Here is a 25725-nt window from a genome sequence, read left to right on the forward strand (position 1 = left end):
TTTTCCATCAATCGCGATGGGACTCATCATGATCGTGCTCAAGCAGTATCCGATGGGGCAGCGATCCATGTCCGAGAATTTCAATCGGACAGGAGTCATACGCTTTTTGTAACCAATCCGGTGAAATATCGGCTCCCGAATGATAATGCAAATCGCCGTTGACGCAGGCAATGTTTTTTACAAGAGAAATGATGGTGCCAATATCGTGCGAAACAAGCACGATGGATATGTCCCGGTTGATTTCTCCCAACAGTTTGTAGAAATTGGTTTCGAAGAGTTTATCTACATACGAGTTTGGTTCATCCAGGACAATCAGTTTGGGATTGTCCACAATAGCCCTTCCAAGCAATACGCGCTGCAATTGTCCTCCGGACAATTCACCGATAGGGCGTTTCAGCAAATCGTCTATGCCTAACTGTTCGGCCGTGTGATGCGCTTTTTGTTTATCGGCTGCTGTATAGCGCTTAACGATTCGACCCGAAGGGGTCAGCCCCGACAAGATGACATCCTGCACGGTTATGGGGAACTTCCGATCGATTTGATTGATTTGTGGCAAATAACCGATATTAATCGAACTTACCTGTTTTCCGTTTTCATAAAACTTGATAGATCCGGAGGATGGCGTTACCAAACCAAGTATAGCTTTAAGCAAAGTTGTCTTTCCACCTCCGTTTGGACCGATGATTCCTAAAAAATCGCGATCATACACCGTAAGGTTAACGTCGTGTATCACGTTGGGTTTATTTTCGTAACCAACGGTCAAATTCTCTATTTCAATCAGTTTATTCATCTCTTTTCCCTGCCAATATTTCGGCGATGCGAATCGTTTCCTTATCCCACTCATAGCCAAGCGGATTTATTTCGAATACTTTGGCTCCTACTTCCCGAGCCACAACTTCGGCATTCTTCCGGTCGAATCCTTTTTGAATGAAAACTACTTTCACCTGTTCGCTTTTAGCAACATCCACAAGCGATTTCATTTGCGATGGCGACGGATTTTTGCCTTCGAACTCGATGCTGTGCTGAATGAGATCGTAATCGCGCGCCAAATAGCTCAATGCAGGATGATAGATGATGAAACTGCGTGAAGGTGCAGTGCGAAGCAATCCGGAAACAATACTGTCCGTTTCGTCAATAATTTTTTCGAGCTTTTCGAAGTTGGTTTTATAAAACCGGGTGCTATCGGGATGTGCAAACACGAGAGCTCGATACATATTTCCGGCAAATATTTTTGCTGTTTTTGGTGAAGACCATACGTGGGGATCGGGTGCCGGCGAGCGATGAATGTCTTTCTCGTCCGAACCATGATCGTGCTCACCCATAATCAAATCAATTCCTCGCGAACAATCGACGATTGTCATTTTAGGATTATTTTTTGCCAGATCGGCTGTCCACGCATTTTCAAATCCGAGATAACCCACCTTGAAATACATTTCGCTTTCAGCCAAATCAAGCATCATGGCCGGAGTTGGTTCATACGTTTCGGGACTTGCACCGGGAGGTACGACCGTATTGATTCGATAGCTGTTGCCAACGATTTTTTCGAGGAAAAATCGCTGTGGCTCAATTGTTACAGAAAGCACCTTCTGATCGCTTTTTTTGTCCGATTGACACCCCACAAATAAAGCTAAAGAAAGTATAGTCCATACGGCAATTTGATTTGTCTTCATTATTTTTTTAACAAAAGTAAGAAATTCTACCTATATGCGAAATACTAACAAAGATTTCATATTTTTGTTGCAAATGGAAGAACTCAAAATCGAAATTACGGAAGATGGATCGCATACACTTTATGTACCGACTCTCGACGAACATTATCATTCAACTCACGGAGCCCTGCAAGAATCGTTGCATGTATATATCGAAGCAGGATTGCGAGCGTGCGAGAAAGACCAAATTCATTTGCTTGAAGTAGGGTTCGGGACAGGTTTGAATGCCTTTCTTTCGTTGCTCGAAACCGAATCGAGAGGGATAAAAATCATTTATCACACAGTCGAAAGATATCCACTCTCCCGCGAGAAAGTGTCGGCTTTGAACTATCCGTCGCTGATTGCGCCTCAACATTCCGATACATTTACGCTGCTTCATTCCTCACCTTGGGAAACTCCAATTGAAATAACATCCCAATTTACACTCGTCAAGCATTGTTTCGACCTTTCGCAACCTGCACAATTTGATCCACAAACAGAATTTGATGTGATTTTTTATGATGCGTTTGCTCCCGATAAACAGCCGAAAATGTGGACATTGGAGATTTTCGAAAAGATCTTCTCTCTCTGTTCTTGTGATGCCATCTTCACCACATATTGCGCCAAAGGTGAGGTGAGACGAACATTGCAAACTGCGGGATTTGTCGTTGAGAGGCTTCCCGGTCCTCCGGGAAAACGCGAGATGCTGAGAGGCAGGAAAGAATAATGAGGAAAATGCAGACCTGTCAAGTTAAACAGGGTTTCTTTTTTCCTTTTTCCCTCTTTTTCTCCACCAGATGACGAATCCGGTTATCGGAAGACCCGCGATAAAAATGCTCGCGAAAAAGGCAATTATTTTTCCCGGAAGGCCTAATATTGCGCCGGTATGAATTTCATAATTCATACGCATTAACTTGTCTGCCGTGTCGGCATCTGCAAAACGACCATACAGGTTGCCGACGCTCATCTCGGTAAGGGTGTTGCAATCGAAGTATCTATAATCAGTTTTCCAATATTTCCCGTCTGCTTGTGTGGCATTTGCAGCAATCAATGTGGAATCGTTTCGAGGAGGATGTATTTCTATGGAGGCGGCATTGGGATACTCTCTCTGCATCAGAAGCCATATTTTGTCGATGGATTCACCAATAGTCGATGATGACGATAAATTGTTTTTGGGCGCTGCATCGCTGTACGTGAGACTTTTGTCCCCTCCTGCAAATTTATAAACTGCCTCGGCAAACCAAGGATATCCCCAAACCAAACCACTGAATGCAAACACACATCCAAAAATGGAAGCATAAATTCCTCCAACAACGTGCAAATCGTAATTCACGCGTTGCCATTTCACTTTTTTACCCCACTTTAGCGTAAGCCTTTTTTTCAGTTGAGAAAATCGTTTCGGTAGCCAGACAATAATTCCTGAAATTAAGACAATGAGAAAAATCAAAGTTGATCCTGCTACTAATGGTTGTCCAATTTGTGGCGGTAACCAGAGATAAAAATGGCCCATTAGTATAAATCGAAAGAAATCTTTGTTCATATCCTTCACCTTTAGCACCTTTCCGCTATAAGGATCGATATAAACAATATAATAATAATTGGGATTATACCCATAGAAAATAGCTTCTGCCGATTTTCCTTTCCCATTGTATTTGACGGAATGAAGTGTTTTTCCCGGAAGAACTCTTTCGGCTACAGACTGCAGTTGCGACGGAGGTAATTTTGGCACATCAAGCACCTCAACTTTGTGATATTTCCCTAATCCGGATATCTCTTCCTGAAAAGCATAAAGTGCCCCCGTAATGGATATAAGGAACACCAATAGCCCGGATACAAGCCCGAGCCATAAGTGTATTTGATAAAAAAATCTTTTCATGCCCATTTCCCGTTAAAACTTATAAGTAATATTTAGGCGAGAATTCATTTTAGGTTCAGATTGCCAATAATAAAAATCGCCATATGAGTAATATGCCCCGGAATAAAGATATCGATTGGTTATATTATTGATGTTGAGAGCGATCAAAAATCTGTGAGCCTGATAGGAAATTGCTGCATCCAGCCTGAAATAATCGGGAAGTAATTGACTGGTTCCATCGAAAACATACCATGCCGTCCTTCCCGCCTGGTATTGTGTTCCCAACGAAATCCCAAGTCCTTTGAAGCTGCTGTCCCTAAAACGATATGTTAGCCATGCATTTGCAATGTGTTTAGTAGATCCGGGTGTAGCGATGCCCACTTTGTTCGGATCCGTATCTTTTGTTACTTTGCCATCAGTGTAAGCATAATTTGCCATCATGCTCAGTTGTTGCGTTATCTGTCCACGTAGGTCGAATTCGATTCCTTTTGTAGTAGTTTGTCCTAATTGTACCGAAAAATAAGTATGTTCGGGATCGGCAGTGAGAACATTGTTTTTCACAATCTGATAAAGAGATAGTGACGATACCCAACTGCTGTCAAACCAATCATATTTTACGCCTATTTCTTTATTCGATCCCGTAACAGGTTTAAAGCTATTTCCATAGTAATCCGATCCGGCTTGAGGTACAAATGATTGATCATATACGACATAAATGGATAAATTTTTATCTATTGAAAGACTCAATCCGGCCCGAGGAGTAAATCTGCTTGCATCAACTTTCCCCGAATAAGGGTCTGTATTGGTTGCTGTGGTATATCGACCGGCCAATGTTACTCGAAGCCGATCGTTGAGCATCGCTATTTCGTCTTGTAAATAGTAGCCGACATACGACTCTTCATAATTTACCCCTCGCTGACGTATATTTAACCTACGGTCATATTCCGGATAGCTCGAGGCCGGCACCTGACCATATACGGGTGAATAGATGTTTAATTTCCCAAATGATCCGCTCTGAGCCCAGTCGTGAAAATATGCTTTATCACTCATGTCGATTCCCGTGAGTACTCTGTGTCTCAATGCTCCTGTTTTCAGATCACCATTTATGAAGAACTGACCAACTTTACTTTCTCCCAAATAATCCCAAATGGAAGCTGCTCGATAAAGAGTATCCTTATCTGCAGAGAATCCTGTGGGCCACAAACTTTGTCCTTCCTGCCGTGAAAGAATATAAGCAAATTGTCCGGTAAAATTCCAATTATCGTCCAAATTGTGCATCAAGGTGACAAATGCTGAATGTTCATTCAATTTTGTAGGCGACATGTTTGGTTCGGCTGTAGTAAAATCGACCGGTAGATCAGCATATCCTTTTGCCGAAAAAGAATAATTGCTTCCAATGGGCGAAGTTTGATTGTAATTGTATGTGTATTCCGCCGTTATGGATGTTTTGTTGTCGAACTGATATTTGATTACCGGAGCAATCGAAAATCTGTTGTTAAACTCATAGGGGCGTTGAGAGTCTTTTGCTTGTCCAAGAATATTTAATCGATATAATAATTTGCCCGAACGATCGAGTTTACCATCCAAATCGAGTGTTGTGCGATAAGTATTAAAACTTCCGACAGTCATCGATGCCTCACCTTTTGTGATTCCTGTCGGTTTTTTCGTCACCACATTATAGAATCCGCTCGGTTCTCCATTCGAAAGCATGAATCCCGCCGGACCTTTGACAAATTCAATTCGTTCAACCATGCCCATATCTTCCGGTTGAGGACTCCATGACATTGTTACATTCATGCCATTACGATAAGCAGCTATCTGCGAACCACGCATAAAAATAAGGGCATAATTGTCCCAATGTTCCATTCTGCGTGCACCACTCACATTTCGAGTAACACCTTCCAGTATATCAAATATCTGCTGATCCCGGAGCACTTGTTTCGTAACGATCTGAATATTTTGAGGAATATTTAATACAGGCGTTTTTAAGCGAAGTGAAATTGACGGATAATCGGCTACATATTTCGATGGATTGGCTGTAACTATAACTTCTTTTAATTCCTGACCGGTCTCAGTCAAAACGAACGACGTTTTTATGATTTCCCCGGCCTTTACTTTCACTTCTTTTGTCTGTGTTTCCAGTCCTACGAAAGACGCTCGCAAAACGTAATTGCCTGGTTTTATATCATCGAGACGGAAATAACCCTTCGAATTTACGGTCGTACCCTTTGTAGTTCCAACTAACCATATATTTACAAATTCGGCAGGATTGCCGTCTTTGGTCGTAACCATTCCTTCAATAATTCCTGTTTGTGCCATCGCCACATGAATGGACATTGACAGGCATATCATCATTAGTAATATTCTTCTCATATATTTGCAAATTGTTTAAGTGATAATCGGCTACAAAAGTAGTTTCCGACTATTCCACCTGCAATACCAAAATATATGGGTTTTGGGAATCGGTACTAATAACAAATAAGTATAAAATGATTCTTTATCCACACAAAGGGGAGATGTTTAAATCTATCAATATCTCTCTGTAATGCGGATTAATAGATAACAGGAGAGACTGCATGGTTACAAAAAAAAATCGCCGTTAAAAACAGTAAACGGCGATTTTATCGGAAAGGAAGATATATCAATATTCCTAAAGTTACTGTGATACAATAATTGTGGAACCGCTTTTCAGACCATTGGAGGTAGCAGTCAGGCGAATCTTGTCGGCGGTTTTATCGCTTTGAATCACAACCAGACATTTGCCATAGAATGCTTTTCGTTGAGGTGCCTTGAAACTTTCCATGCTGATGGGACTTCCGTTATCGACGCCTGCAATTTTTCCATTGCCTGATATTTCGAAATAGATTTGGTTTTCGGCATTCGGACATAAATTCCCGTCACGATCCAAAATTTCCACCGTAACGAATGACAAGTCCGTACCGTCTGCTGCTATCTCTTTGCGGTCGGGTGTAAGTCTGATCTGATAGGGTTCTCCTGCCGTCTTAATTTCCTGCGAAAGGACTTCTCTCCCGTTTTTGCGGGTAACTACCCGAATCGTTCCGGGTTGATAAGTCAATCGCCATACGACATGGAACTCGTTTGGTGCTTTTTTTCGAACTCCTTGTGAAATACCGTTCAAGAAAAGTTCGGCTTCATCGGCATTGTTGTAATAAGCCCAAATGTCGATGAGCTGCCCTTTTTCCCAATTCCAGTGGGGAAAAACGTGCAACATGGTTTTGTCGGTCCAAACCGATTGATAGAAATAGTAGGCATCTTTCGGAAACCCGGCCAAATCCACTGCGCCAAAATAGGAACTGCGAGCCGGAAACCAATATGGTGTCGGTTCGCCAATATAGTCGAATCCTGTCCAAATATACATTCCGCTGACGAACGGATTGTCATTCACTTTTCGCCAAGTCTCTTCGTGTGTCGAACCCCAGGGAACATGGCAGTTGTCATAGGACGAACATGCATAGGATGGATCGGAGAAAGGCAAATCCCATCGCGATGGCCAGATATAGACCGAATCGCTTGGCATTCTGTAATATCCGCGTGTTGCCAAGGCCGAAGTAGTTTCGGTTGCGATGAACGGCTTTCCGGGAAAATGAACTTTTACATTATCGAAATCGGAGAGGTGATAGTTGAATCCGATCAGATCGATGGCTCCCGATTTGAAAAGATGATTTTGAGGGCTGGGTTCATTATTGCCGGAGGTAATGGGACGTGTCGGGTCAAGATTCCTGACGATGTCGGCGAGTTTTTTTGTCAATAGTGCGTTTACGCTCATCGAGTCCGATCGGAGCGAAGCAGGATCTCTTTTCAGATTGAGTATTAAATTGGCCTGTTGAATATCCAACGTGTCGGCATTGGCATCCGTCCATTGTTCCAACACCTCGTTGCCGATGCTCCACATGAACACCGAAGGATGATTTCGGTCACGCAAAATGTGATCGGTGAGGTCGCGTTCGTGCCATTCGTTGAAATATTGGGCATAGTCGTAGGCGGTTTTTTTCTTTCTCCACATGTCGAAAGTTTCGTCCATTACGATAAATCCCATGCTGTCGCACAATTGCAACAATTCGGGTGCAGGCGGATTGTGTGAGGTTCTGATGCCGTTTACTCCCATACCCTTCAAAATTTGCAATTGCCGTTCGATAGCGCGTTTATTGACCGCTGCACCCAGACAGCCCAAATCGTGATGCATGCACACACCTTTTATCTTCACGGGTTGTCCGTTGAGCGAAAACCCTTTGTCAGGATCGAAAACAAACGTTCTGACCCCGAGTGGGGTAGTGTAGGTGTCGATTGTTTTTTCCTTTTCTACAATCTCGGTGCATATTTTGTACAAATACGGATCTTCAATGCTCCAGCGCCGAGGATTGTCAAGCACTAATTGTTGTTCCTCTTTGGCAATATCGTTTTCTTTAATTGTTTTTGGCGATTGAGCCGTAGCCAAAATCTTGCCCGATTGATCGATGATTGATGTTTTCAACAAGATATTTGCCGGAGAAGATTTTTCGTTTCGTATGGTGGTAACGATGTTCACCGTAGCCTTATCGGTTGACACATTTGGAGTAGTAACATACGTTCCCCAATTATCTACATGCACGGGAGCGGTTTCCGTAAGCCATACATTTCGATAAATGCCACAACCGGAATACCATCGCGAGTTGGGCTGTTTGCTGTTATCGACCCTGACTGCAATTACATTCTCGCCATCGAAACGGAGATGAGGCGTGAGGTCATATTGAAACGAAATGTATCCGTAGGGACGAAACCCCAGATGATGTCCATTGATCCAGACGTCTGAATTCATGTACACACCATCAAATCCGACAAACAACTGTTTGCCTTTTGTCGATGGATCTACTCGAAAAGTTTTTCGATACCAGCCTACACCACCGGGTAGTGCTCCTCCTCCGGCTCCCGAAGGATTATCTATGCTGAAGGAGCCCTCAATAGCCCAGTCGTGAGGTAGAGTGAGGTTTCTCCAATCGGAGTCGTCGAACGATGGCTGTGAGGCCGCTGCAACGTCTCCCAAATGGAATTTCCATCCTTCGTTGAAACTGCTGACCTTTCTCCCATTTTCTTGTCCGGAAACATTCCATGCCAGTGTTAGGAGCGATGCAAAGAGATAGATTCCGATTTTTTTCATTGCTATAATTTTATGGTTACTTTTTCCCCTGTGTATTTCACTTCAATTCCTTTGGTTTCGAAATCCAGAGGTTTTGGAGAATTTTGTTGTACAAAAATAACGTTAAATTTTCTATTTTGCAGCATCCCGTCGTAAGATCCCTTTCGTTCTCCAATCGTAAGTGTTTTTGTGGAATTGTCGAAAGAGAAAGGAATCATGCTGAATTTCCCCTTCTCGTAATTGTAGTTTACCGCTTCGTCTTCATACAGGGTAAACGAACCATTCTGTCCGTCGTAAACATAAAGCGTGATTTCGTCAGGCAATTTTTGATTGTAATATTCTATCTCGGGGCCAAAAGGAACGATACTGCCGGCGCGAACGAAGATGGGCATTCTTTCGTAAGGAGCATCTACCGTTTTCCACTGCTTTGCGTCGATGAAAGTGCCGGAATACAGGTCGTACCACCCTGCACAATTCGGAAAATATACTTTTCGGGTTCGTGCTCCGTATTCATAAACAGGACAAGCCATGAAAGCCGTTCCAAACATATACTGGTCACCAATATTGGTTACATTCGCATCATCGGTAAAATCCATTACCAAAGCACGCATGATGGTATAATCATTGAAAAAGGTCATTCCCGCAAGCGAATAAATGTAAGGCATAAGTCGATACCTCAACCGATCATAATAGAGGATCGATTTGTAGGCGGGATGATCTTCAGGCGCAATGTTGAATGGCTCTCGAAATGGAAACTGACCGTGAGCGCGAAACAATGGGACGAAAGCTCCAAATTGATACCATCGGGTGTTAAGTTCGCGCCATTCTTTCAGGTCGGCATTTTCTATGCCTGTTTTATCAAAAATTCGTTGTCCGTTTTCGTATCTTTTTTCGACGCTAAATCCGCCGATATCCATTGTCCAATAAGGTATTCCACTTAACGAAAAATTCAGTCCGGCCGAAATTTGGGCTTTCATGTCTTCCCAACGCGTTCCGATGTCGCCACTCCAAACGGCAGTGGAATAGCGTTGCAATCCCGCAAATCCTGATCGGGTGAGAAGAAATACCCGCCGATTGGGGTCAACACCACGCTGCCCGTCATATATGGCTTCGGCATTCATCAACGCATACGCGTTGAAATATTTGGTGGATGGTCCCAATGCAGTTGGACCACACAATTTTTTTCGATAATTCATATCGGTATTGTCTTGGATATTTGGTTCGGAAGCATCCATCCACCAGGCATCAAATCCGAGAGGATATAATTTTTGCTCCAACTGTTTCCAGAACAATTTACGGGCTCCTTCGGCGTAAGCATCGTAGAACGAACCGATATATCCGGGATAAATCCAGTCACGAATGCTGTCTTTAACGGCTTGTCGATACATCCACCCATGTTCGTCGAACTGTTTGTAGTGTTCGGTAGTAATATAGAATTTGGGCCAAACCGAAATCATAATCTTTGCATTCATGGCGTGTACCGAATCCACCATGCCTTTTGGGTCGGGAAAACGCTGCTTGTCGAAATCGTGGCTACCCCATGCATCAACCGGCCAATATGACCAGTCCTGAACAATGTTATCGATGGGAATTTGTTTTTCGCGAAATTTTGCGAGTGTTTCCAAGAGTTCGTGTTGAGTTTTGTATCTTTCGCGACTTTGCCAGAAGCCCATAGCCCATTGAGGCATTACTTGCGATTTACCCGTAATGGTTCTGTAACCACTGATTACATCATCCATATTTTTTCCGTAGATGAAAAAATAATTTATTTCGTTGCCCATTTCGCTCCAAAGCGAAAGTTTTTTCTGTTCTGCGTCATCAACCGGACTAAGTGCTTTGAGCGATAAATACGAAACATTGCCGTCAGGCTTCCATTCGATGCGAATTGGCATTTTTTGACCGGCTGTAAAGTTGTAGGAAAATTTATAATCGTTTGGATTCCATGCTGCACGCCAACGCTCTTTTACCACAGGTTCATTGTTCAAAAACACTTTAGTGTAACCGGCATAATGAAGTAGGAATCGATAAATTCCACTTTCGGGAGATTCAATTTGTCCTTCCCAAACGACAGTTGCATCGGACAAATCGAAATTCTCAGGAAAATTTTTTATCAACGAAAGGTTTTCATAATCAATCGCAGATTCGATTCTTGATATCGTTTTTTCTTTATTCGCATAAGTTGCCGTAAGCCCGCCTTCTTTACCGGTTTTGTCGTAAAGTTTAAACTGGCTGAGTTGTCCATAATCGCGAATATCGCCAAATTTGCTCAATGAATAGTTATCCCATAAAATTCCGTAATTTTTTGTGGAAACAATCATGGGCACTGAGACTTTTGTATTGTACTGAAAGAGAGATTCGTTCTTTCCTTTATAATTGAATTCGTCGGATTGGTGTTGTCCTAATCCGTAAAAAGCTTCATCGTTCTGTGATTCGAAAATCTGACGAAGGGTATATCCTTTTGTGCCTTCCACTTCGATGGGTGTAAATGTTTTTCCTCCTCCCTTATTTTCGAGAAGGATTGGTTTGTTTTGCTTGTCAAAAAATGCAATTTCGCCTGTTGATTTATTTATGGTTACTGTCAATGAATCAGTCGATAAAACCACCTCTTTATCGGTTTCACTTACTTTAAATTTATCCGTATATTGGAGATTGGAAACGGTGATTAAACTCTTTTCCTGCGAAAAATCTTTATCGGCTGTTGCTTGTACATGCACGACTTTGTCGTTTACAACCTGTATTTTAATTTTTTGTGCAGGGATACTATCCTTTCCTTTTATGGAAAGGACAATTCCGTTTTCCACTCTTTGAAATGATTTGGAAGCACAGGAAGAGCTAAATATAACGAACGAAATAAAAATAATGATATAATATAAGTTCTTCATAATTAATGGAATAAAATTTTATGTTTATGACGACAAAAGATTGTTTTTATCAATCATAATGATTTTAGAAGGATATTTACAAAAATCATTTCAACATCCATCCCAATGCAAAAACCAGCGGCGCTTGCCAGTTAATAGCTATTTCATTACGAGCGTAATCGTTTTGTTCATCAACCCAGTCGGTAGCCGTATGCCCTCCGCCAACCAAATAGCCGGGCCACGGAGCTCTATTTTTGTCTGCGCCGGAACGTCTATCATGTGGGTGCATCGGTGGATTTATTCCAATTCCGGTTACATAGGACCGGTTGTAGTAGTTTCGTCCAAACAAGTGGGCAACGGCATCCGATGCGGTTTCTTTATAAACTTTATCGGAATTGAGACAATCCGCAACAAAGAGATTGATGGTTTGTCTGGCTACTGTTCCGTTGCAGCCCCAGTAATATCGCTTTAGCGGACGACGATAAATATCTTTTTGAGCGTTATTCACTATTTTTTGAGCAACTGCAATAATATTTTGTCGAATGGTTTGTTCAACATTTTTGTTTTTACCTTTTCTTTCACACAAGGAATAAGTGAACATACCCAAATTGGAAACATTTCCCCAATCCCAATCCTCGTCAATTCGACAATTCATTTTTGAGGCTCGTTTTTCGAAATCTTTCAAAAATTCCTCTTCGCCGGTTGTTTGCCACATTTCGGCAGCAGCCCAAAGTCGGTCGTCTTCATCAGAAGTTTGATAACCACCTGTTTTAAAATCCCCCTGAACAAAAGGTTTATTTTCGGGATGCGCTTTCAGATATTGATAACTCAGACGGGCAGCTTTCAAACATTTTTCACTAAAGGCCTTATCAAATGGAGCGAAAATTCGGGCAGCCATTGCCGTAATAGCTACAAAATCAGCCGTTGCGGCAGAACTCCATTCGGTAAAATATCTTTTTTCCTTATCTTCCTCCGGCATGATAAAAGGTGCAAACTCGACACGGGTAAGCTTATGCGATACACGGCCACTGCCATCGGGATATTGCATTTTCAAAATCCAATCCGTTTCCCACTTCAATTCCTTTAAATAATCAGGTAATTTGGGAGCTGTGTCCGGAATGTCCAACGAAATTTTTTCGATATCCGGTTGAAAATGTTCCCATGCCATAAACAGGATGCCGAGGGTGATTCCGGCATTTACAACATATTTGCCGTAATCACCTGCATCGTGCCAGCCGCCTGTCCCGTCACGTTTAAATCCCTTGTTGCCAAGATAATCATCATACCCATCATCCAAATGGCAAGCTGCATGTGAAAATATTTCTCCATTGTGCTTGCCATGAACGTCAGTGCCGCATCGCCACAGGTAAAAACCCCGCATGACGGTTTCGAACGGCTCATGATATACATTTTCATTAACCGGAAACACTGTCGATTTTTCACCGTCCGGAAGTTCGATATAATAATTCCCGCGATTTGTAAACGCCGAGAAATCGGCAATCCATGCCTCTTGATTCACATCTTGCTGAAAAATGGGGCCTCTTGTTTTGCCGGCAAAAACCATTTCATGAGTTGCTGCATCTTTTACAACAAAAGAGTCGCATTTTTTGATAATTGTTGCTTCCTTCATTTGCTGAGGCACAAACCCGAGCGAATTAAAACGTACGTTCGAAGTGTTTTGAGCATATGCTTCTAAGCACGAAATGCTTAAAAGAAAAATGAGCCAGTTTTTTTTCATTTCGATTTCTATTCTTTCACGTAAAAACTTTGTTTCAGTAAATCTTCCTCTCGGGACGAAGAACCGACCATTACGATAAATTCTCCGTTTTCAACCACCGGCTTCAGATTTTTATCCAAAAAAGTGAGTTTGTCGGGAGAAACAGTAAAATGTACGGTTTTGGTTTCACCGGTTTTCAGCGTTACACGGGCAAAATCCTTCAATTCCTTTATCGGCCGTGTTACGGAACTAAACTTATCGCGAAGGTAAAGTTGCACAATTTCCGTACCATCCATTTTGCCGGTATTGGTAACATCCACACTTACTTCAAGGTTTTCGTCTTTCGAAATTTCCGAACCGGAAAGTTGGAGATTATCATATTTGTAGGTGGTGAACGACAATCCGAATCCGAATGGATATAAAGGTTCACTGGAAGTTACCACATACGGATGAAAGTATTGCGAAGGTTTGTGATTGTAAATCATTTGTATCTGACCGACGCTTCGAGGAATGGTTATGGGAAGTTTTGCCGAAGGATTGATTTTTCCATAAAGAATCTCGGCTATTGCCTCGCCTCCGTACATTCCCGGTTCCCAAGCCTGAACAAGTGCATTCACTTTCTCAACTGCTTTTTCTACCCCCAACGGACGACCGGTAATTAAAATCAAAATCGTTGGCTTTCCCGATGCCGCCACTTTTTCGATCAGGTCGTTTTGCAACCCAACCAAATCGATATCCGAACGGTCTGTATCTTCGCCTCCGGTTCGTTCTGTCCAGCGAAAACGCATCATATATTCTCCGGCAACTACGATATTCAAATCGGCGGACTTGGCTTTTTCAGCGGCTTCGTTTACTTTTTCGGGTGACATGTTTCGTGGATCCCAGCCTTGATCGACAAATTCGAAATGTGTATTTGGCGATACCATTTTTAGTCCTTCCAAAACGGTGATCACATTTTCATCTTTTTGAACTGCACTCCAGTCGCCGAGAATATTCATATCGTTGGCATTGATACCGGTTACGAGCACATTTTTATATTTTTCCGTCAAAGGAAGAATTCCGTCGTTTTTCAGTAAAACAATGCTGTTACGTGCGGCTTCAAGAGCAGTTTGTCGGTGTTCGGAATTTAATCGGATTTTCATCGTTGTTTTTTCGTCGGCATAAGGATGCTCGAAAAGCCCCAAACGAAATTTTATCGTCAGGATTTTTCGTACCGATTCATCGATTCGTGATTCGGGGATACGACCTTCTTTCACCAGTTCCGAAACCAGTTCGTTCCAGTGAATGCCGTGCATGTGCATATCCATTCCGGCCATAATGGATTGATAAAAAGCCTCCTTCAGATTTTCGGCCGTTGCATGTAAGTCGTACAAATGTTCGATATCCATCCAATCGCTCACGATAAAACCTTTGAATCCCCATTCTTTCCTCAGCACATCGGTCATCAGCCACTCGTTGCTGTGGCAGGGAATGCCGTTAAGTTCGTTGTGCGACATCATCGCCGACATAGCTCCGGCATCAACACCGGCTTTGAAAGAAGGGAAAAAAACTTCGCGTAATGTTCGTTCCGAAAGATCGGCCGGTGAGCCATTGGTTCCGTTGATCGGTTCGCTTCCGGCAACGAAATGTTTAATGCAGGCTAAAACGTCGTTCTCACTGTTTAAATCGCCTTGATAACCTTTGACTGTTTGAATGCCCATTTGGGTGACCAGATGAGGATCTTCACCGAAAGTTTCGCCAACACGACCCCAACGCGGATCACGGGCAACTTCTACATTTGGATTGAACGTCCAGTGCATATTCATCGATCGCATTTCCTTTGCTGTTTGTCGGGCAATTTTGTATGCCATTTCCGTATCGAATGATGAAGCCAAACCGATATTTGTCGGATACACAGTATTGTCGGGTGCATTGGCATTTCCGTGAATGGCATCGATACCAAAAATGACGGGAATTTTCAATCGGCTTTGCATAGCCAGCGACTGAAGATAATTGGCTTCCTGAATAGTTAAAACATGAAGAAACGAACCAACCAGACCTTCTTTTGTCAGGTTTTCCAAATCAGTGGTCGAAAATCCGGGATAAAAAGCGCTTGCAGTATTGTTTTTTAGTTGTTCGGCCGTAAGATTAGCTTCGGCAGTTTTGATATGTTCAATGCCTACAAACTGATTCATTTGCCCGATTTTTTCTTCGAGTGTCATTCGCGAAAGCAAGTCATTTACACGTTCTTCCACGGTTGCTTTTGGATTCTGATACAAGGGGACGGTTTTTTGAGCGTCCACATTTGCATTCATTACCAAAATTAAACTAACGACGGAAATAAATATTTTTTTCATTTTTCAACAGTTTTATTTTTCGAAATTGTCCGTTCTGAAGGGAACTACAGGCAATTCGCGTGTGTTGTAAAGATTACCGATTTGGAAATTTTTAAAGCAATATCTCGCTGCTACGGGTTTTGATATATTTTCATTGGAAACAATCAAAATGCGATTGTTTAAATCGACTTCCACTTTTGCAGGATAAAAAATGTGATCTTCTCCGGCAATTTCAAAACCTTTTATGTCCACTGCGCGACTGAACCCATCTTCGGCATAGTTGAAGGAAAGATAAATTTTTCCGTCTTTTATTTCCATCGATTTATATTCCGGGCCGTGCGACGCAATTCCTTTCAGTCCATAAGTTTGCGAAAGAGCCAAAAAAGCCAGTCGTTTGCCCACGTCGATTTTGTTTCGCGGATGAATGTTGGTCTTTTCGTAATCTTTTACTAAATCGTTGGTAGAAATCATTCCGCTGTTCGGGATCAATGATTGAGTCTTAAATTGAGCTTCGCGCAACAAAGCTCCCGAAGTGCCGGTCTCGCCATCGCCATAAATCCACGGCGCTATTTCGACGTAATAAAAAGGCAAATCGCCCAATCCCCAATCTTTTCGCCACAAATTGACCATGTTGGCAAGTCGCTCGGCATATACATCATGTTTCCCCACATTTGATTCACCTTGATACCAGATAAATCCCTTTATCGTATAGTGGATTAACGGATGTATCATGGCATTGTACATAAGCATGGGTCGAGCCATGGGGTTGAGTTCGTTAATGGCCTTTTCGCTCAAATCAATATCAGGATAGGTCTCGAGAATCTCACGATTAATCCATCCTTCTACTCTCGTTCCTCCCCAACTGGAAACAATTATTCCTACCGGAACGTTTAATGTCCGATAAAGCATTTGGGCGAAATGATATGCTGTGGCGCTAAACCACGGAGCATTTTCCGAATTACATTCTTTCCAAGTTCCTTTAACGGTTTCCTGAGGCGTCATTGCTGCCGTTTTAGGAATGGTAACAAAACGCATTCCTTTGTTTTGTCCTGCCATCGCAATAGTTTCGTTAGCTTTGAGAATCAGATTGTTCCAAAAACCATTCAACGGCATTTCCATATTACTTTGTCCGGAAGCAAGCCAAACTTCGCCAATAAGAATATTTTTCAACGTAAGTTTTTCGCCATCTGAAAAGGTAATGGTATATGGAGTAAAACTTGCTGCAGGTGTAGCAACGGAAGCGATCCAATTTCCTTTTGCATCGACCTTCACTTTGGTAATTTCGGAAGTCCATGAAGGGCGAATTTCGACAGTTTTTCCGGGATCGGATTTCCCCCAGAGATTGACTTTTGTGTTCTGTTGCAAAATCATGTTATCGCTCATGATTTCGGGCAACAAAATTTTTGCTCCGAGTGAATTGGTCAGCATCAATAGGAGCAGTAATGGTAAAATTTTGATTTTCATATTAATTATTTTTTATGATTATTATCGATAATGCTTTGTCGTGCAAGTTTTCCCCAAGGTTTGAGCAGATTGTCGTTCCATTTTCCATAGGAAGAAGCGTTAGGCAAAAGCATTGAACAAGTTTCGTTTTTGTCGGAAACTGACCATGCAACCCAGCTCAGCTTTCGGCTTTCCATCCATTCCACATATGTTTTCCATTCTTCTGTTCCCAAACGTCCGTCGCCATTCGCCTCTGATGCCCCACATTCCGAGACAAAAACAGGAATACCTTTTGCAATGGCGGCATCGGTACGATCGCGCAACCATTTATCGTGAGTTGCAGCATAAAAATGCATGGTGTACATAATGTTTGTTGCATTCTGAATCGGATCTTCGGCAACCAAATGCAAATCCTGATCCCAATGAGGGTTTCCTACCAAAATAATATTATTCGGATCATTTTCGCGAATCACTTCCATCACTTCTTCCGCATAGGTTTTTACTTCCGGCCATTCAAAATAATCGGGTTCATTCCAGATTTCGTAAATAACGTTTGGATATTTCCCGTATTTGGTGGACATTTTTTTGAAAAAAGACTTTGCTTCATCCAAATATTTGAGGTGTGCATGAAAATCGATAATTACATAAATACCATTTTCAATAGCTCCTTCAATCACCGGAGTAATGCATTGCAATGCAAATTGTGGATTTTCACGATAGTTATTTTCAATTTGAACTCCCATTGCTGCGCGAATGACACTGCAATGCCAATCATTGGCAAGCCATTTCACTGCTTTTTTGTTGTAGAATCGTGGCCAAAGGTTGTGCCAACCCAAACTCACGCCACGAAGAACCACCGGTTCTCCTTTTTCATTGCAAAGTTGCGTTCCTGAAACTTTCAATTGTCCATTAAGAGCAACCGGCGAATTTTTTGGCGCTGCGAAACAGCTCATCAAGGAAAAAGAAAAAATCAATGTCAATATTTGTTTGCGATATTTCATCATTTTAGGTGACACTTTTAATTGAAATTGTCATTTAATTCGATTGATCAGTTCCAGGCACATTCGGCTGTTGTGGTAAGGACATTTCCAAAATCCGGCTTTATCGTTCAACGTGTCTTTTCGCCCGTCCTTCGAAACTGACCAGTACCATTCGCCATTTTCGTTGTCAATCAGGTTTTCTTTGATAAAATTCCAGGAACGGATCGCTTTTTCGAGGTAAGATTCTTTTTTCGATAGTTGATATGCATTGAAAAATCCGACCACAGCTTCTGCCTGTGGCCACCAATCGCAATTTGTATCGAGGTGATTTGTCTCGACGTTTTTTTCGTTCATCAGCCCTCCGTTTTCACGAAGTCCTTCTGCAGCTGCATCCGCAACGCGAAGAACGGTATTTCTCACTTTTTCCAGTGTTTCCGCATCACCCAAAACCACTCCGGCTTCGTCCAACAACCAGGAGGCTTCAATATCGTGTCCGAACGATTGAATGGACGATTTACACACCCAATTTTCATCGAAAAAAAGATTCAAATGATATGTTTCGGAATTGATAATTTTTTCGAGAAAAAGATTTATCAGATTTTTCAGTTGCTTTTCCAACAAAGGATTTTTCCAAACCCGAAATAAATGAGTGTAAGCTTCGAGCAAGTGCAAATGGGTGTTCATCGTCTTTTTTTCGTTGGCATCTTTTTCGCTCAAACGTACGTCGTCGAGCAAAATCCAATCGCGACTGTATGCTTCGAAATAGCCGTTTTTGTCCTTATCGAAACTGTATTTTTCTATCAACGAAAAAAGTTCTTTTGCCTTTTCCAAAGCCGTTTCATTGCCGCTCGCACGATAAAATTCGACCAATGCATAAATGAAAAATGCTTGACTGTAAATCTGTTTTTTGGTGTCGGCAGGCGAACCATCTGCATTCAGCATCCAATAAGTCCCTCCAAATTCTTCATCAAAAAAATGGTTGAAAATATATTCCTTTGCATGTTCAGCTTCCTTCAGATACGCTTCGTTTTTCAAATGAAATGCTGCGGAAGAAAAAGTCCACAAAATGCGTGCATTCAAAATTCCACCTCTTGGAGCGTTTTTTATCAGCTGACCTTCACCGGTCATTTGTCCAAAATACCCACCACGTACCAAATCTTTCATTTTTTCTGCCCAAAACGGAAGAATATCTTGCGTTAATTCGTCGTAAACTTCCTCCTTTAATTTTATTAGATTAAAAGAAATATTCTTGTTTGCTGTTTGTTTTGAATAATTTGTCATTTCGAAATCAAAGATTTACAACGTTTTGAATGAAAAAACCGGTTTTATTGAATTGTCGATTTAGCTCTTTTCTGGTCGAGTTGTTCGATTATTTCTTTTACTTTTTTGTCGGAAAGCGGATAAAACAACATTCCTACAAATGTCAACAAACAGCAAAATGCAGGGAAGATACTTATCATAAGTCGCTCTCCGAAAATGGTTTCTACAGCCTGTTGTGCAGCCTGAGGATTATAATTGAAAATTGCCAAAATCCAACCGCTTAAAGCTGCTCCTAACGCCCAACCCAATTTTTGAGACATGGAAGAAGACGAGAAAATCAATCCCGTAGCACGTCGTCCCGTAGTCAGTTCCTGATGATCGACAATATCGGCAAACATCGACCAAAGCAGCGGCAACACATATCCTGCGAAAATAGAAGTAAAAAATTGCAAAACAAGAATCAGCGGAACATTATTCGGAACAAAATAAAAACCTGTACTCAAAATTCCCGCCATCAAAATGGAAATCATGTACGTTCGTTTCTTGCCATATTTGGCAGAAACAGCAGGTGCTGCCATTACTCCAATCAAATTGGCTGCCTGTCCGACAAGGAAATAGATAGTCGTCATGTCCCATCCGGTACCGGCCATTCGGTAATTCACCCGAACATAATCGCGAAAATAGTAAATCGCCACACTATCACGTATGGCATTGAAAAGCAAAGCTGCCAGTCCTGTTCCAATGAGAATCCACCACGGAGAATTGTGAAACAGATTTTTCAAATCCTGTTTGACGGAAACATTTTCTTCGCTTTCAATTTGCGTTACGCGTTCTTTCGTCCAACTAAAACACAGTAAAAACAAAATGACACACACAACGCCGATTGTTCCAACGCCTAAAACCCATCCCGTAGGGTTGGTGCTAATTGAATTTTCTGTTGTTTTTATAATGGTTTCCCCTCCAAAATGTCCGGCATAAAAATCGACCAACGGTTGCAACAGCATAAACGTTACAAAACTACCGATAAATGCAAACGACATTCGGTAGGAAGAAAGTGTGTTACGTTCAATCGGATTTGAAGTAATGGATCCTAACAATGAAGCATAAGGCACATTAATCAGCGAATACACAATCATCATCAGTGAATAGGTGACGTAAGCGTAAATCAGCTTTCCGGTTTGCCCGAAATCGGGAGTGTAAAAAGTGATAACACCCATCACGGCAAAAGGAATAGCAAACCAAAGCAAGTATGGGCGATATTTTCCCCAGCGGGTTTTGGTACGGTCGCTCATTATGCCCACGAATACATCGAAAAAAGAATCCCACAAACGTGCCACCAGGAACATCGTTCCGGCAGCTGCAGCCGTTATTCCGAAAACATCCGTATAGAAAAACAGCGAATACATTCCGAAAATCTTCCAAAACATGGAAGAGGCTGCATCACCAAAACCATAACCAATCTTTTCCCTTAACCCGATTTTTTCTGTAGTCATTCTTTTGTTTAATGCTAAAAAAATAAATCAATAATAGTTGTTTTTGTTGCTCTAATTTACGCTTTGTGCAGCAGGCATGGTATCTTTTGTAAGAGCATCGACCAATTGCGTTCGATATGTTTTTGTTTGCGGGTCGTAAATACCAAATCCGGAATTCCATTCCCAGTACGCCCAGCTAAATCCTTGCTGTTCGAACCATCGGGAAAGGAAGCGCGTCCATTTTACTCGCGAATCCATATCGGCTTTTGAATAAGCTCCAAATTCACCGATATGTATGGGAATATTTTTTGATTTTGACAAAGCAATGGCTGCCTGAAATTCATTCATTACCGCTTGCCGTTCGGCTTGCGTGTCGTTCCATTTTGTCCCCAGCCAGGCATCGGAACCTTCTACCCATTCAGCTCCCTGATGCGTGAACTGAAAAGGATTGTAGTAATGTATCGTGAGAATCAAATGATTATCATTCGGCACAATGGTAAGCGACTTCAATGCCGAAATGCCACCCCATTCGGCAACACCCAGCAAAACGCAACGTTGAGGATTCGTTTCACGAATTACTCTCAACGCATCTCTGTAATAGTCGTTCCAAAGTCCGGCGGTAAGTTTGTCGTGTGGTTCATTTAATATTTCAAACACCAAACTGTCGGGATAATCCTTGAAATATTCCGAAATCTGTTTCCATTGAGCCAGAAATCGAGCTTTTTGTCCTTGCGGATCGGCCATTAAGTCGTTGTGGTGGTGCATGTTGATAATAATGTGCAATTTATTTTCCAAAGCAGCATCCACAACCGATTTTATCGTATTCAGAAATTCAGGATAAATGGTGTAGGGTGGTGTGCTCATGCTGCGGTCGTCCCTTTCCCATTTGATCGGAACACGAACATGCGTAAATCCCAGTTCGGCAATTTTTCGAAAATCGTCTGCATCGAAAGGCGATTGCCACGATTGATCGGCTTCGAAGGTGTTGCCGATGTTTATCCCCCGTCCCAGCCGTTGATTCATTTCTGTGGCAGTTGCCCACTGTTTTTCGTGTGAAGGTTCAGAATTCGATTTTTGACAACTTGTAATAAAGGAAACAAGAATAAACAATAAGATTGATTTGCTCATTTTCATTGTATTGAGTATATTACGATATTAGAAAAATAGTGTCGAAAGTTTGTCTGCTATATCTGATGCTAAGTTAAGCAAAACTATTCGATTAAAAGCCGATTGATTTGTTTTTGAGAATTAAATCTTTAATTTTTAATACAGAAGTATACGAATAAAATCCGTCAGACGGTGTGTTGAGACAATAATCCACAAGCCTGTCGATGGTAGTGGTCGCCACATGCATGCGTGTATCGGAAGATGCATAATAAATGAACACTCTCCCGTCGTCATCGGCAATCCAGCCGTTACTGAATAATACATTGGATACATCGCCAATGCGTTCTTCTCCCTGAGGAGCCATAAAATATCCTCCGGGAGTTGCAGTCAATTGCGACGGATCTTCGAGTGACGTCATGTATAGATACAAAACATAACGCAAGCCGGCAGCGCAACCTCTTACTCCGTGAGCCAGGTGTAACCAACCTTTTGATGTTTTTATCGGTGCCGGTCCTTCGCCGTTTTTCATTTCCTTGATGGTGTGATAATAACGCCGGTCGATTATTTTCTCTTCGGTTATGATGGCTTTTTCTATGTTATCAACCAATGCCCAGCCAATTCCTCCTCCTGATCCGGCATCAATGAAACTGTCCTGCGGACGAGTATAAAAAGCATATTTTCCATCTACAAATTCGGGATGCAGCACCACATTGCGCTGCTGACTTTTTGATTGAAGATCTGGTAAGCGTTCCCAATTCTTCAAATCCTTTGTACGGGCAATTCCTGCACTTGCAGTAGCTGCAGACAAATCGGGATTATTTTTGTCTTTTCTCTCTGCACAAAAAATGCCGTAGATCCAACCATCTTCGTGGGCTGTAAGGCGCATGTCGTAAATGTTTGTTGCCGGTTCATCAGTTTCGGGCATGGTAATCGGTTCTTCCCAAAATCTGAAATGATCAATTCCGTTAGGACTTTCGGCAACGGCAAAAAACGATTTTCTGTCCACACCTTCCACTCTTCCTACCAAAAGATATTTATCGTGCCATTTGATAGCACCGGAATTCATTACAGCGTTCATCCCAATTCTTTCCAACAGAAAAGGATTGGTCTTTTCATTCAAATCGTATCGCCATGCAACAGGGACATGAGCTGCGGTAAGAATGGGATTTTTGTAACGTTGAAACCATCCGTTGCTCTCTTCAACGGGCATATTTGTTTTGGTAATCAATTTTTCCTGATTTTCAAACAATTTTTTTACTCGGTTTTGAAATGGGTTCATAACTATTTACTTCAATTTATTTGTATAAATTCGGAATATCTTTACAAAAAAGCGTTTTCGGAGAATGATAAAACTTTATAAAATCTGCAGCTGATTTTTGACCGGGGTAGGGTGCATAATAATGATTTTCTCTTTCCCTTGCATTTCGCCAAACCATGACGTAACTAATTGGATATTTATCAACTATGGGCAGTAAAACGCCTGTCCACCAATTGGCAATTGGGATGGCTTCCAGCCCGGTTTCGGTTAAAGCAATGGGTTTATTTCGCTTTTTCCCCTCGTCGGTCATAAATGAAAGAATGGTATTTAGCGAATTTTGAAAGGATTCGATTCCGGCTTCGTTGTCGCGGTGATAACCGTCGAGGCCCAAAATATCGACATATTCGTCGCCCGGATAACGTTCCATATAAATCTGTCCGGGCCCTTGAATATCCGGAGAATAAGCATAAAGCAAGTTATTCACTCCTTTTCCCCGAAAAAATTCGACCGTCATCTTCCAAAGTTGCTTATATTCTTCGGTCGCACAAAGGTCTTTGCCCCACCAGAACCAGCTTCCGGTATGTTCGTGCCAGGGACGGAAAACAATCGGTATCTTTGTCCCGTCCTCGGTTTTCAACGAATTGAAAAAATCGGCAGCACTTTGTAGCCAACGCAAAAATTTATTGTGATTTTGTCCACCGGGAAGAACGCTGGCAACAGCATTTTCTTCATTTTTTACATCCCACGAATCACCATCAGTAAGAGGGTTGTTCACATGCCAGCTCATTGTTATCATTCCGCCACGTTGGTATTGACGAATGATTTCCTGTCGGATTTTTTCGAAAGAAACGTTGTCAATGTTTTTTTCGCTCCCCAATTCTATTCTTCCCAAATCGAATCCCATCACGGCAGGATAATCGCCAACAACACTTTTCACATCCGAACGCCCATCATCGCCTTCCCAGCCAATTCCGTACAATGGATCGTCCTGATGACCAAACATGAATCCTTTTTCTGAAATGACTTTCAGATTTTTGAGAAGATTTTGGGTTTCGGGGGTTAAAGTTTTTAATCTATTATTCTGATTGTTGTATTTTATCTCTAATTGTTGTGAAAAACCATTTATGCAAATAAAAGACAACATCATGATTATTATTCGAAAGCGATATTTTTTCATGTTAAAAAATTATTTTAAGTCAGGCATTTGATCCCGAGTTATAACGTGAGGATTATTCATCACCGTTTGCCAATAGGCAGCACCATTGTGAGAATCATCTCTTGTATGACTGCCATACCATGGCATGAACCAAAGCCAGGTATCACCTTTTTGGAACATCAAATCAGGATCTGGAATGCCTCCACATTCCGAAAGTGCAATCATTTTTCTGTTTGATATAATAGCTTTAACTTTATTGAATTCCGTCAATTGTGAATCATGAATATTTGTTGTTGGGTACAAATCTCGTCCCACGATATCCACATATTCGTCACCGGGATACCAGTCGGCATCATTCCCTTCGGAAGTCCACACCCAAATCAAATTATCCAGATGATGATAATGGATCATCCTTTCGAACATGAGTTTCCAAAGCGATTTGAATGGTGCAGCTCCTTTTGCTCCCCACCAAAACCATCCGCCGGCAGCTTCATGCAAGGGTCGCCAAATTACAGGAATGCCTTTTGATTTCAAAATATTAAGATAACCGGAGATGGTATCGATGTCTTTTATCATTAATCGATATTCTTCGGAATTTTCGTCCGAAATTTTACTGATATCGAAAAGCGTTTGATCGGATTTACTCCCGTAATAGAATGCATATTGATCTGAAATGCCACTGTTTGCAGGTACATTCCAATGCCACATGGCAGCTACAAGTCCTCCGGCTTTCCACCAATTTTCCACTACACTTGTATTGCTATAATCAATCCAGTTGGATGGGGAAAAAACAAAATGAATAAAATCAAAACAATTCAGTGCAGGATATTTCTCCGTTTGAGCATAAACCCAATCGGCCTCATCCGTGTTCCAGTTGACGTTTGCCATTGTTCCTGAAATGGTTTTTATTCCGTAGGTCTGCTTTAAAAAGTTCATAACATTTTGTGCTTCAGGAGAAAAAGTTCTTGCAGGCGGTGTGTAAGTAGTAAAAGTCAACCTAATTTCTGTAGAAATAAATGCTCCTGTTGGCCCTTTAATTATATTCGCTGGAATTATTAGCTCGTAAGTCGTCCCTTCTTTCAATTCCGGTAAAAAAATCTGCAAATTTTTTTGAATTCCCGGCCTAATATCAGTTAATACATTTCCATTTAAGGTGATATTGTAAGGAACTTTTAATGTTACATTAACATCAAAAATCAGAACAATTTCCTTTGTATAAATTGAAACATCTGTCTCATTATTTGTCGGGGTAGATGAAATTAATTCCGGAGAAAATGTTTCAATAATGCCATTCCCTGATTTCTTACAGGAAAACAATGATAGTAAAAATAAAAACAAAATAACAAATCGATGATTCATGAGTACAAATTTCGAAGTGGCGCAATATCCCAAGCTTAATAAAATATGAGAAAAAACCATAAAAAGAGGATGTCGTAAAAATCAATACTCATTAATTTTTTTGACACCCTCTCCAACAAT

At 41.6% G+C, this 25725-nt stretch carries 17 protein-coding genes; 1 reads left to right on the forward strand and 16 read right to left on the reverse strand.

The genetic code is table 11. The annotated features are described in order from the left end of the window. Window positions 1-7: 7 nt before the first annotated feature. Both EJN84_RS05750 and EJN84_RS05755 read right to left on the reverse strand, forming a co-directional pair. Window positions 8-790 (reverse strand): metal ABC transporter ATP-binding protein, encoded by a 783-nt coding sequence (locus tag EJN84_RS05750; RefSeq protein WP_101486847.1) that lies wholly within the window; start codon window positions 788-790, stop codon window positions 8-10. Beyond that, entirely contained in the window at window positions 783-1670 is an 888-nt protein-coding gene (locus EJN84_RS05755) for a metal ABC transporter solute-binding protein, Zn/Mn family (protein ID WP_129594520.1), read from the reverse strand. The genes EJN84_RS05750 and EJN84_RS05755 overlap by 8 nt, the downstream gene beginning before the upstream one ends. 34 nt (window positions 1671-1704) lie before the next feature. Between EJN84_RS05755 and mnmD the strand changes: the two genes are divergently transcribed. Beyond that, a complete protein-coding gene (gene mnmD / locus EJN84_RS05760; RefSeq protein ID WP_238943939.1) occupies window positions 1705-2415 on the forward strand; it encodes a tRNA (5-methylaminomethyl-2-thiouridine)(34)-methyltransferase MnmD in 711 nt (236 codons plus the stop codon). A 24-nt stretch (window positions 2416-2439) separates the two neighbouring features. On the opposite strand, the gene EJN84_RS05765 is transcribed toward mnmD, so the two are convergent. The 14 genes from EJN84_RS05765 to EJN84_RS05830 form a co-directional block, all read right to left on the reverse strand. Then, window positions 2440-3564 carry a PepSY-associated TM helix domain-containing protein gene (locus EJN84_RS05765; protein ID WP_238943940.1) on the reverse strand — a complete coding sequence of 375 codons (1125 nt, stop codon included), beginning with the start codon at window positions 3562-3564 and terminating at the stop codon, window positions 2440-2442. A 12-nt stretch (window positions 3565-3576) separates the two neighbouring features. Further along, window positions 3577-5916 (reverse strand): TonB-dependent receptor, encoded by a 2340-nt coding sequence (locus EJN84_RS05770; RefSeq protein ID WP_129594522.1) that lies wholly within the window; start codon window positions 5914-5916, stop codon window positions 3577-3579. A gap of 283 nt (window positions 5917-6199) precedes the next feature. Continuing rightward, window positions 6200-8698, reverse strand: coding sequence for a glycoside hydrolase family 2 TIM barrel-domain containing protein (locus tag EJN84_RS05775; protein WP_129594523.1), 2499 nt, complete (start codon window positions 8696-8698; stop codon window positions 6200-6202). A 2-nt stretch (window positions 8699-8700) separates the two neighbouring features. Continuing rightward, window positions 8701-11559 (reverse strand): TIM-barrel domain-containing protein, encoded by a 2859-nt coding sequence (locus EJN84_RS05780; protein ID WP_129594524.1) that lies wholly within the window; start codon window positions 11557-11559, stop codon window positions 8701-8703. Window positions 11560-11644: 85 nt separating this feature from the next. Then, window positions 11645-13276, reverse strand: a complete 1632-nt coding sequence (locus EJN84_RS05785; protein ID WP_129594525.1) for a glycoside hydrolase family 9 protein — start codon at window positions 13274-13276, stop codon at window positions 11645-11647. An 8-nt stretch (window positions 13277-13284) separates the two neighbouring features. Continuing rightward, the gene (locus tag EJN84_RS05790) at window positions 13285-15591 is read right to left on the reverse strand and encodes a glycoside hydrolase family 3 N-terminal domain-containing protein (protein ID WP_129594526.1); all 2307 of its coding nucleotides are present in this window, start codon (window positions 15589-15591) and stop codon (window positions 13285-13287) included. Window positions 15592-15603: 12 nt separating this feature from the next. Continuing rightward, window positions 15604-17034 carry a sialate O-acetylesterase gene (locus EJN84_RS05795; RefSeq protein ID WP_129594527.1) on the reverse strand — a complete coding sequence of 477 codons (1431 nt, stop codon included), beginning with the start codon at window positions 17032-17034 and terminating at the stop codon, window positions 15604-15606. Window positions 17035-17039: 5 nt separating this feature from the next. After that, a complete protein-coding gene (locus tag EJN84_RS05800; protein ID WP_129594621.1) occupies window positions 17040-18014 on the reverse strand; it encodes a glycoside hydrolase family 5 protein in 975 nt (324 codons plus the stop codon). A 30-nt stretch (window positions 18015-18044) separates the two neighbouring features. Next, window positions 18045-19274, reverse strand: coding sequence for an AGE family epimerase/isomerase (locus tag EJN84_RS05805; protein WP_129594528.1), 1230 nt, complete (start codon window positions 19272-19274; stop codon window positions 18045-18047). 44 nt (window positions 19275-19318) lie between these two features. After that, window positions 19319-20746, reverse strand: a complete 1428-nt coding sequence (locus EJN84_RS05810) for an MFS transporter (RefSeq protein WP_129594529.1) — start codon at window positions 20744-20746, stop codon at window positions 19319-19321. A 51-nt stretch (window positions 20747-20797) separates the two neighbouring features. Then, a complete protein-coding gene (locus tag EJN84_RS05815; RefSeq protein WP_129594530.1) occupies window positions 20798-21853 on the reverse strand; it encodes a glycoside hydrolase family 5 protein in 1056 nt (351 codons plus the stop codon). A gap of 91 nt (window positions 21854-21944) precedes the next feature. Next, entirely contained in the window at window positions 21945-23111 is a 1167-nt protein-coding gene (locus EJN84_RS05820; protein WP_129594531.1) for a glycoside hydrolase family 130 protein, read from the reverse strand. Window positions 23112-23127: 16 nt separating this feature from the next. Beyond that, window positions 23128-24267, reverse strand: a complete 1140-nt coding sequence (locus EJN84_RS05825) for a glycoside hydrolase family 26 protein (RefSeq protein ID WP_129594532.1) — start codon at window positions 24265-24267, stop codon at window positions 23128-23130. Window positions 24268-24276: 9 nt separating this feature from the next. After that, window positions 24277-25665, reverse strand: coding sequence for a glycosyl hydrolase (locus EJN84_RS05830; RefSeq protein ID WP_129594533.1), 1389 nt, complete (start codon window positions 25663-25665; stop codon window positions 24277-24279). Between the last annotated feature and the right edge of the window lie 60 nt (window positions 25666-25725).

The organism is Seramator thermalis (assembly GCF_004138125.1).
GTDB lineage: Bacteria > Bacteroidota > Bacteroidia > Bacteroidales > Dysgonomonadaceae > Seramator > Seramator thermalis.

Coding starts and splice junctions, on each gene's coding strand:
- EJN84_RS05790 (WP_129594526.1), bottom strand. CDS start 15,591: ATGAAAAAAATATTTATTTCCGTCGTTAGTTTAATTTTGGTAATGAAT.
- EJN84_RS05770 (WP_129594522.1), bottom strand. CDS start 5,916: ATGAGAAGAATATTACTAATGATGATATGCCTGTCAATGTCCATTCAT.
- EJN84_RS05810 (WP_129594529.1), bottom strand. CDS start 20,746: ATGACTACAGAAAAAATCGGGTTAAGGGAAAAGATTGGTTATGGTTTT.
- EJN84_RS05780 (WP_129594524.1), bottom strand. CDS start 11,559: ATGAAGAACTTATATTATATCATTATTTTTATTTCGTTCGTTATATTT.
- EJN84_RS05815 (WP_129594530.1), bottom strand. CDS start 21,853: ATGAGCAAATCAATCTTATTGTTTATTCTTGTTTCCTTTATTACAAGT.
- EJN84_RS05765 (WP_238943940.1), bottom strand. CDS start 3,564: ATGAAAAGATTTTTTTATCAAATACACTTATGGCTCGGGCTTGTATCC.
- EJN84_RS05830 (WP_129594533.1), bottom strand. CDS start 25,665: ATGGTTTTTTCTCATATTTTATTAAGCTTGGGATATTGCGCCACTTCG.
- EJN84_RS05775 (WP_129594523.1), bottom strand. CDS start 8,698: ATGAAAAAAATCGGAATCTATCTCTTTGCATCGCTCCTAACACTGGCA.
- EJN84_RS05795 (WP_129594527.1), bottom strand. CDS start 17,034: ATGAAAATCAAAATTTTACCATTACTGCTCCTATTGATGCTGACCAAT.
- EJN84_RS05825 (WP_129594532.1), bottom strand. CDS start 24,267: ATGAAAAAATATCGCTTTCGAATAATAATCATGATGTTGTCTTTTATT.
- EJN84_RS05750 (WP_101486847.1), bottom strand. CDS start 790: ATGAATAAACTGATTGAAATAGAGAATTTGACCGTTGGTTACGAAAAT.
- EJN84_RS05755 (WP_129594520.1), bottom strand. CDS start 1,670: ATGAAGACAAATCAAATTGCCGTATGGACTATACTTTCTTTAGCTTTA.
- EJN84_RS05785 (WP_129594525.1), bottom strand. CDS start 13,276: ATGAAAAAAAACTGGCTCATTTTTCTTTTAAGCATTTCGTGCTTAGAA.
- mnmD (WP_238943939.1), top strand. CDS start 1,705: ATGCGAAATACTAACAAAGATTTCATATTTTTGTTGCAAATGGAAGAA.
- EJN84_RS05800 (WP_129594621.1), bottom strand. CDS start 18,014: ATGAAATATCGCAAACAAATATTGACATTGATTTTTTCTTTTTCCTTG.
- EJN84_RS05820 (WP_129594531.1), bottom strand. CDS start 23,111: ATGAACCCATTTCAAAACCGAGTAAAAAAATTGTTTGAAAATCAGGAA.
- EJN84_RS05805 (WP_129594528.1), bottom strand. CDS start 19,274: ATGACAAATTATTCAAAACAAACAGCAAACAAGAATATTTCTTTTAAT.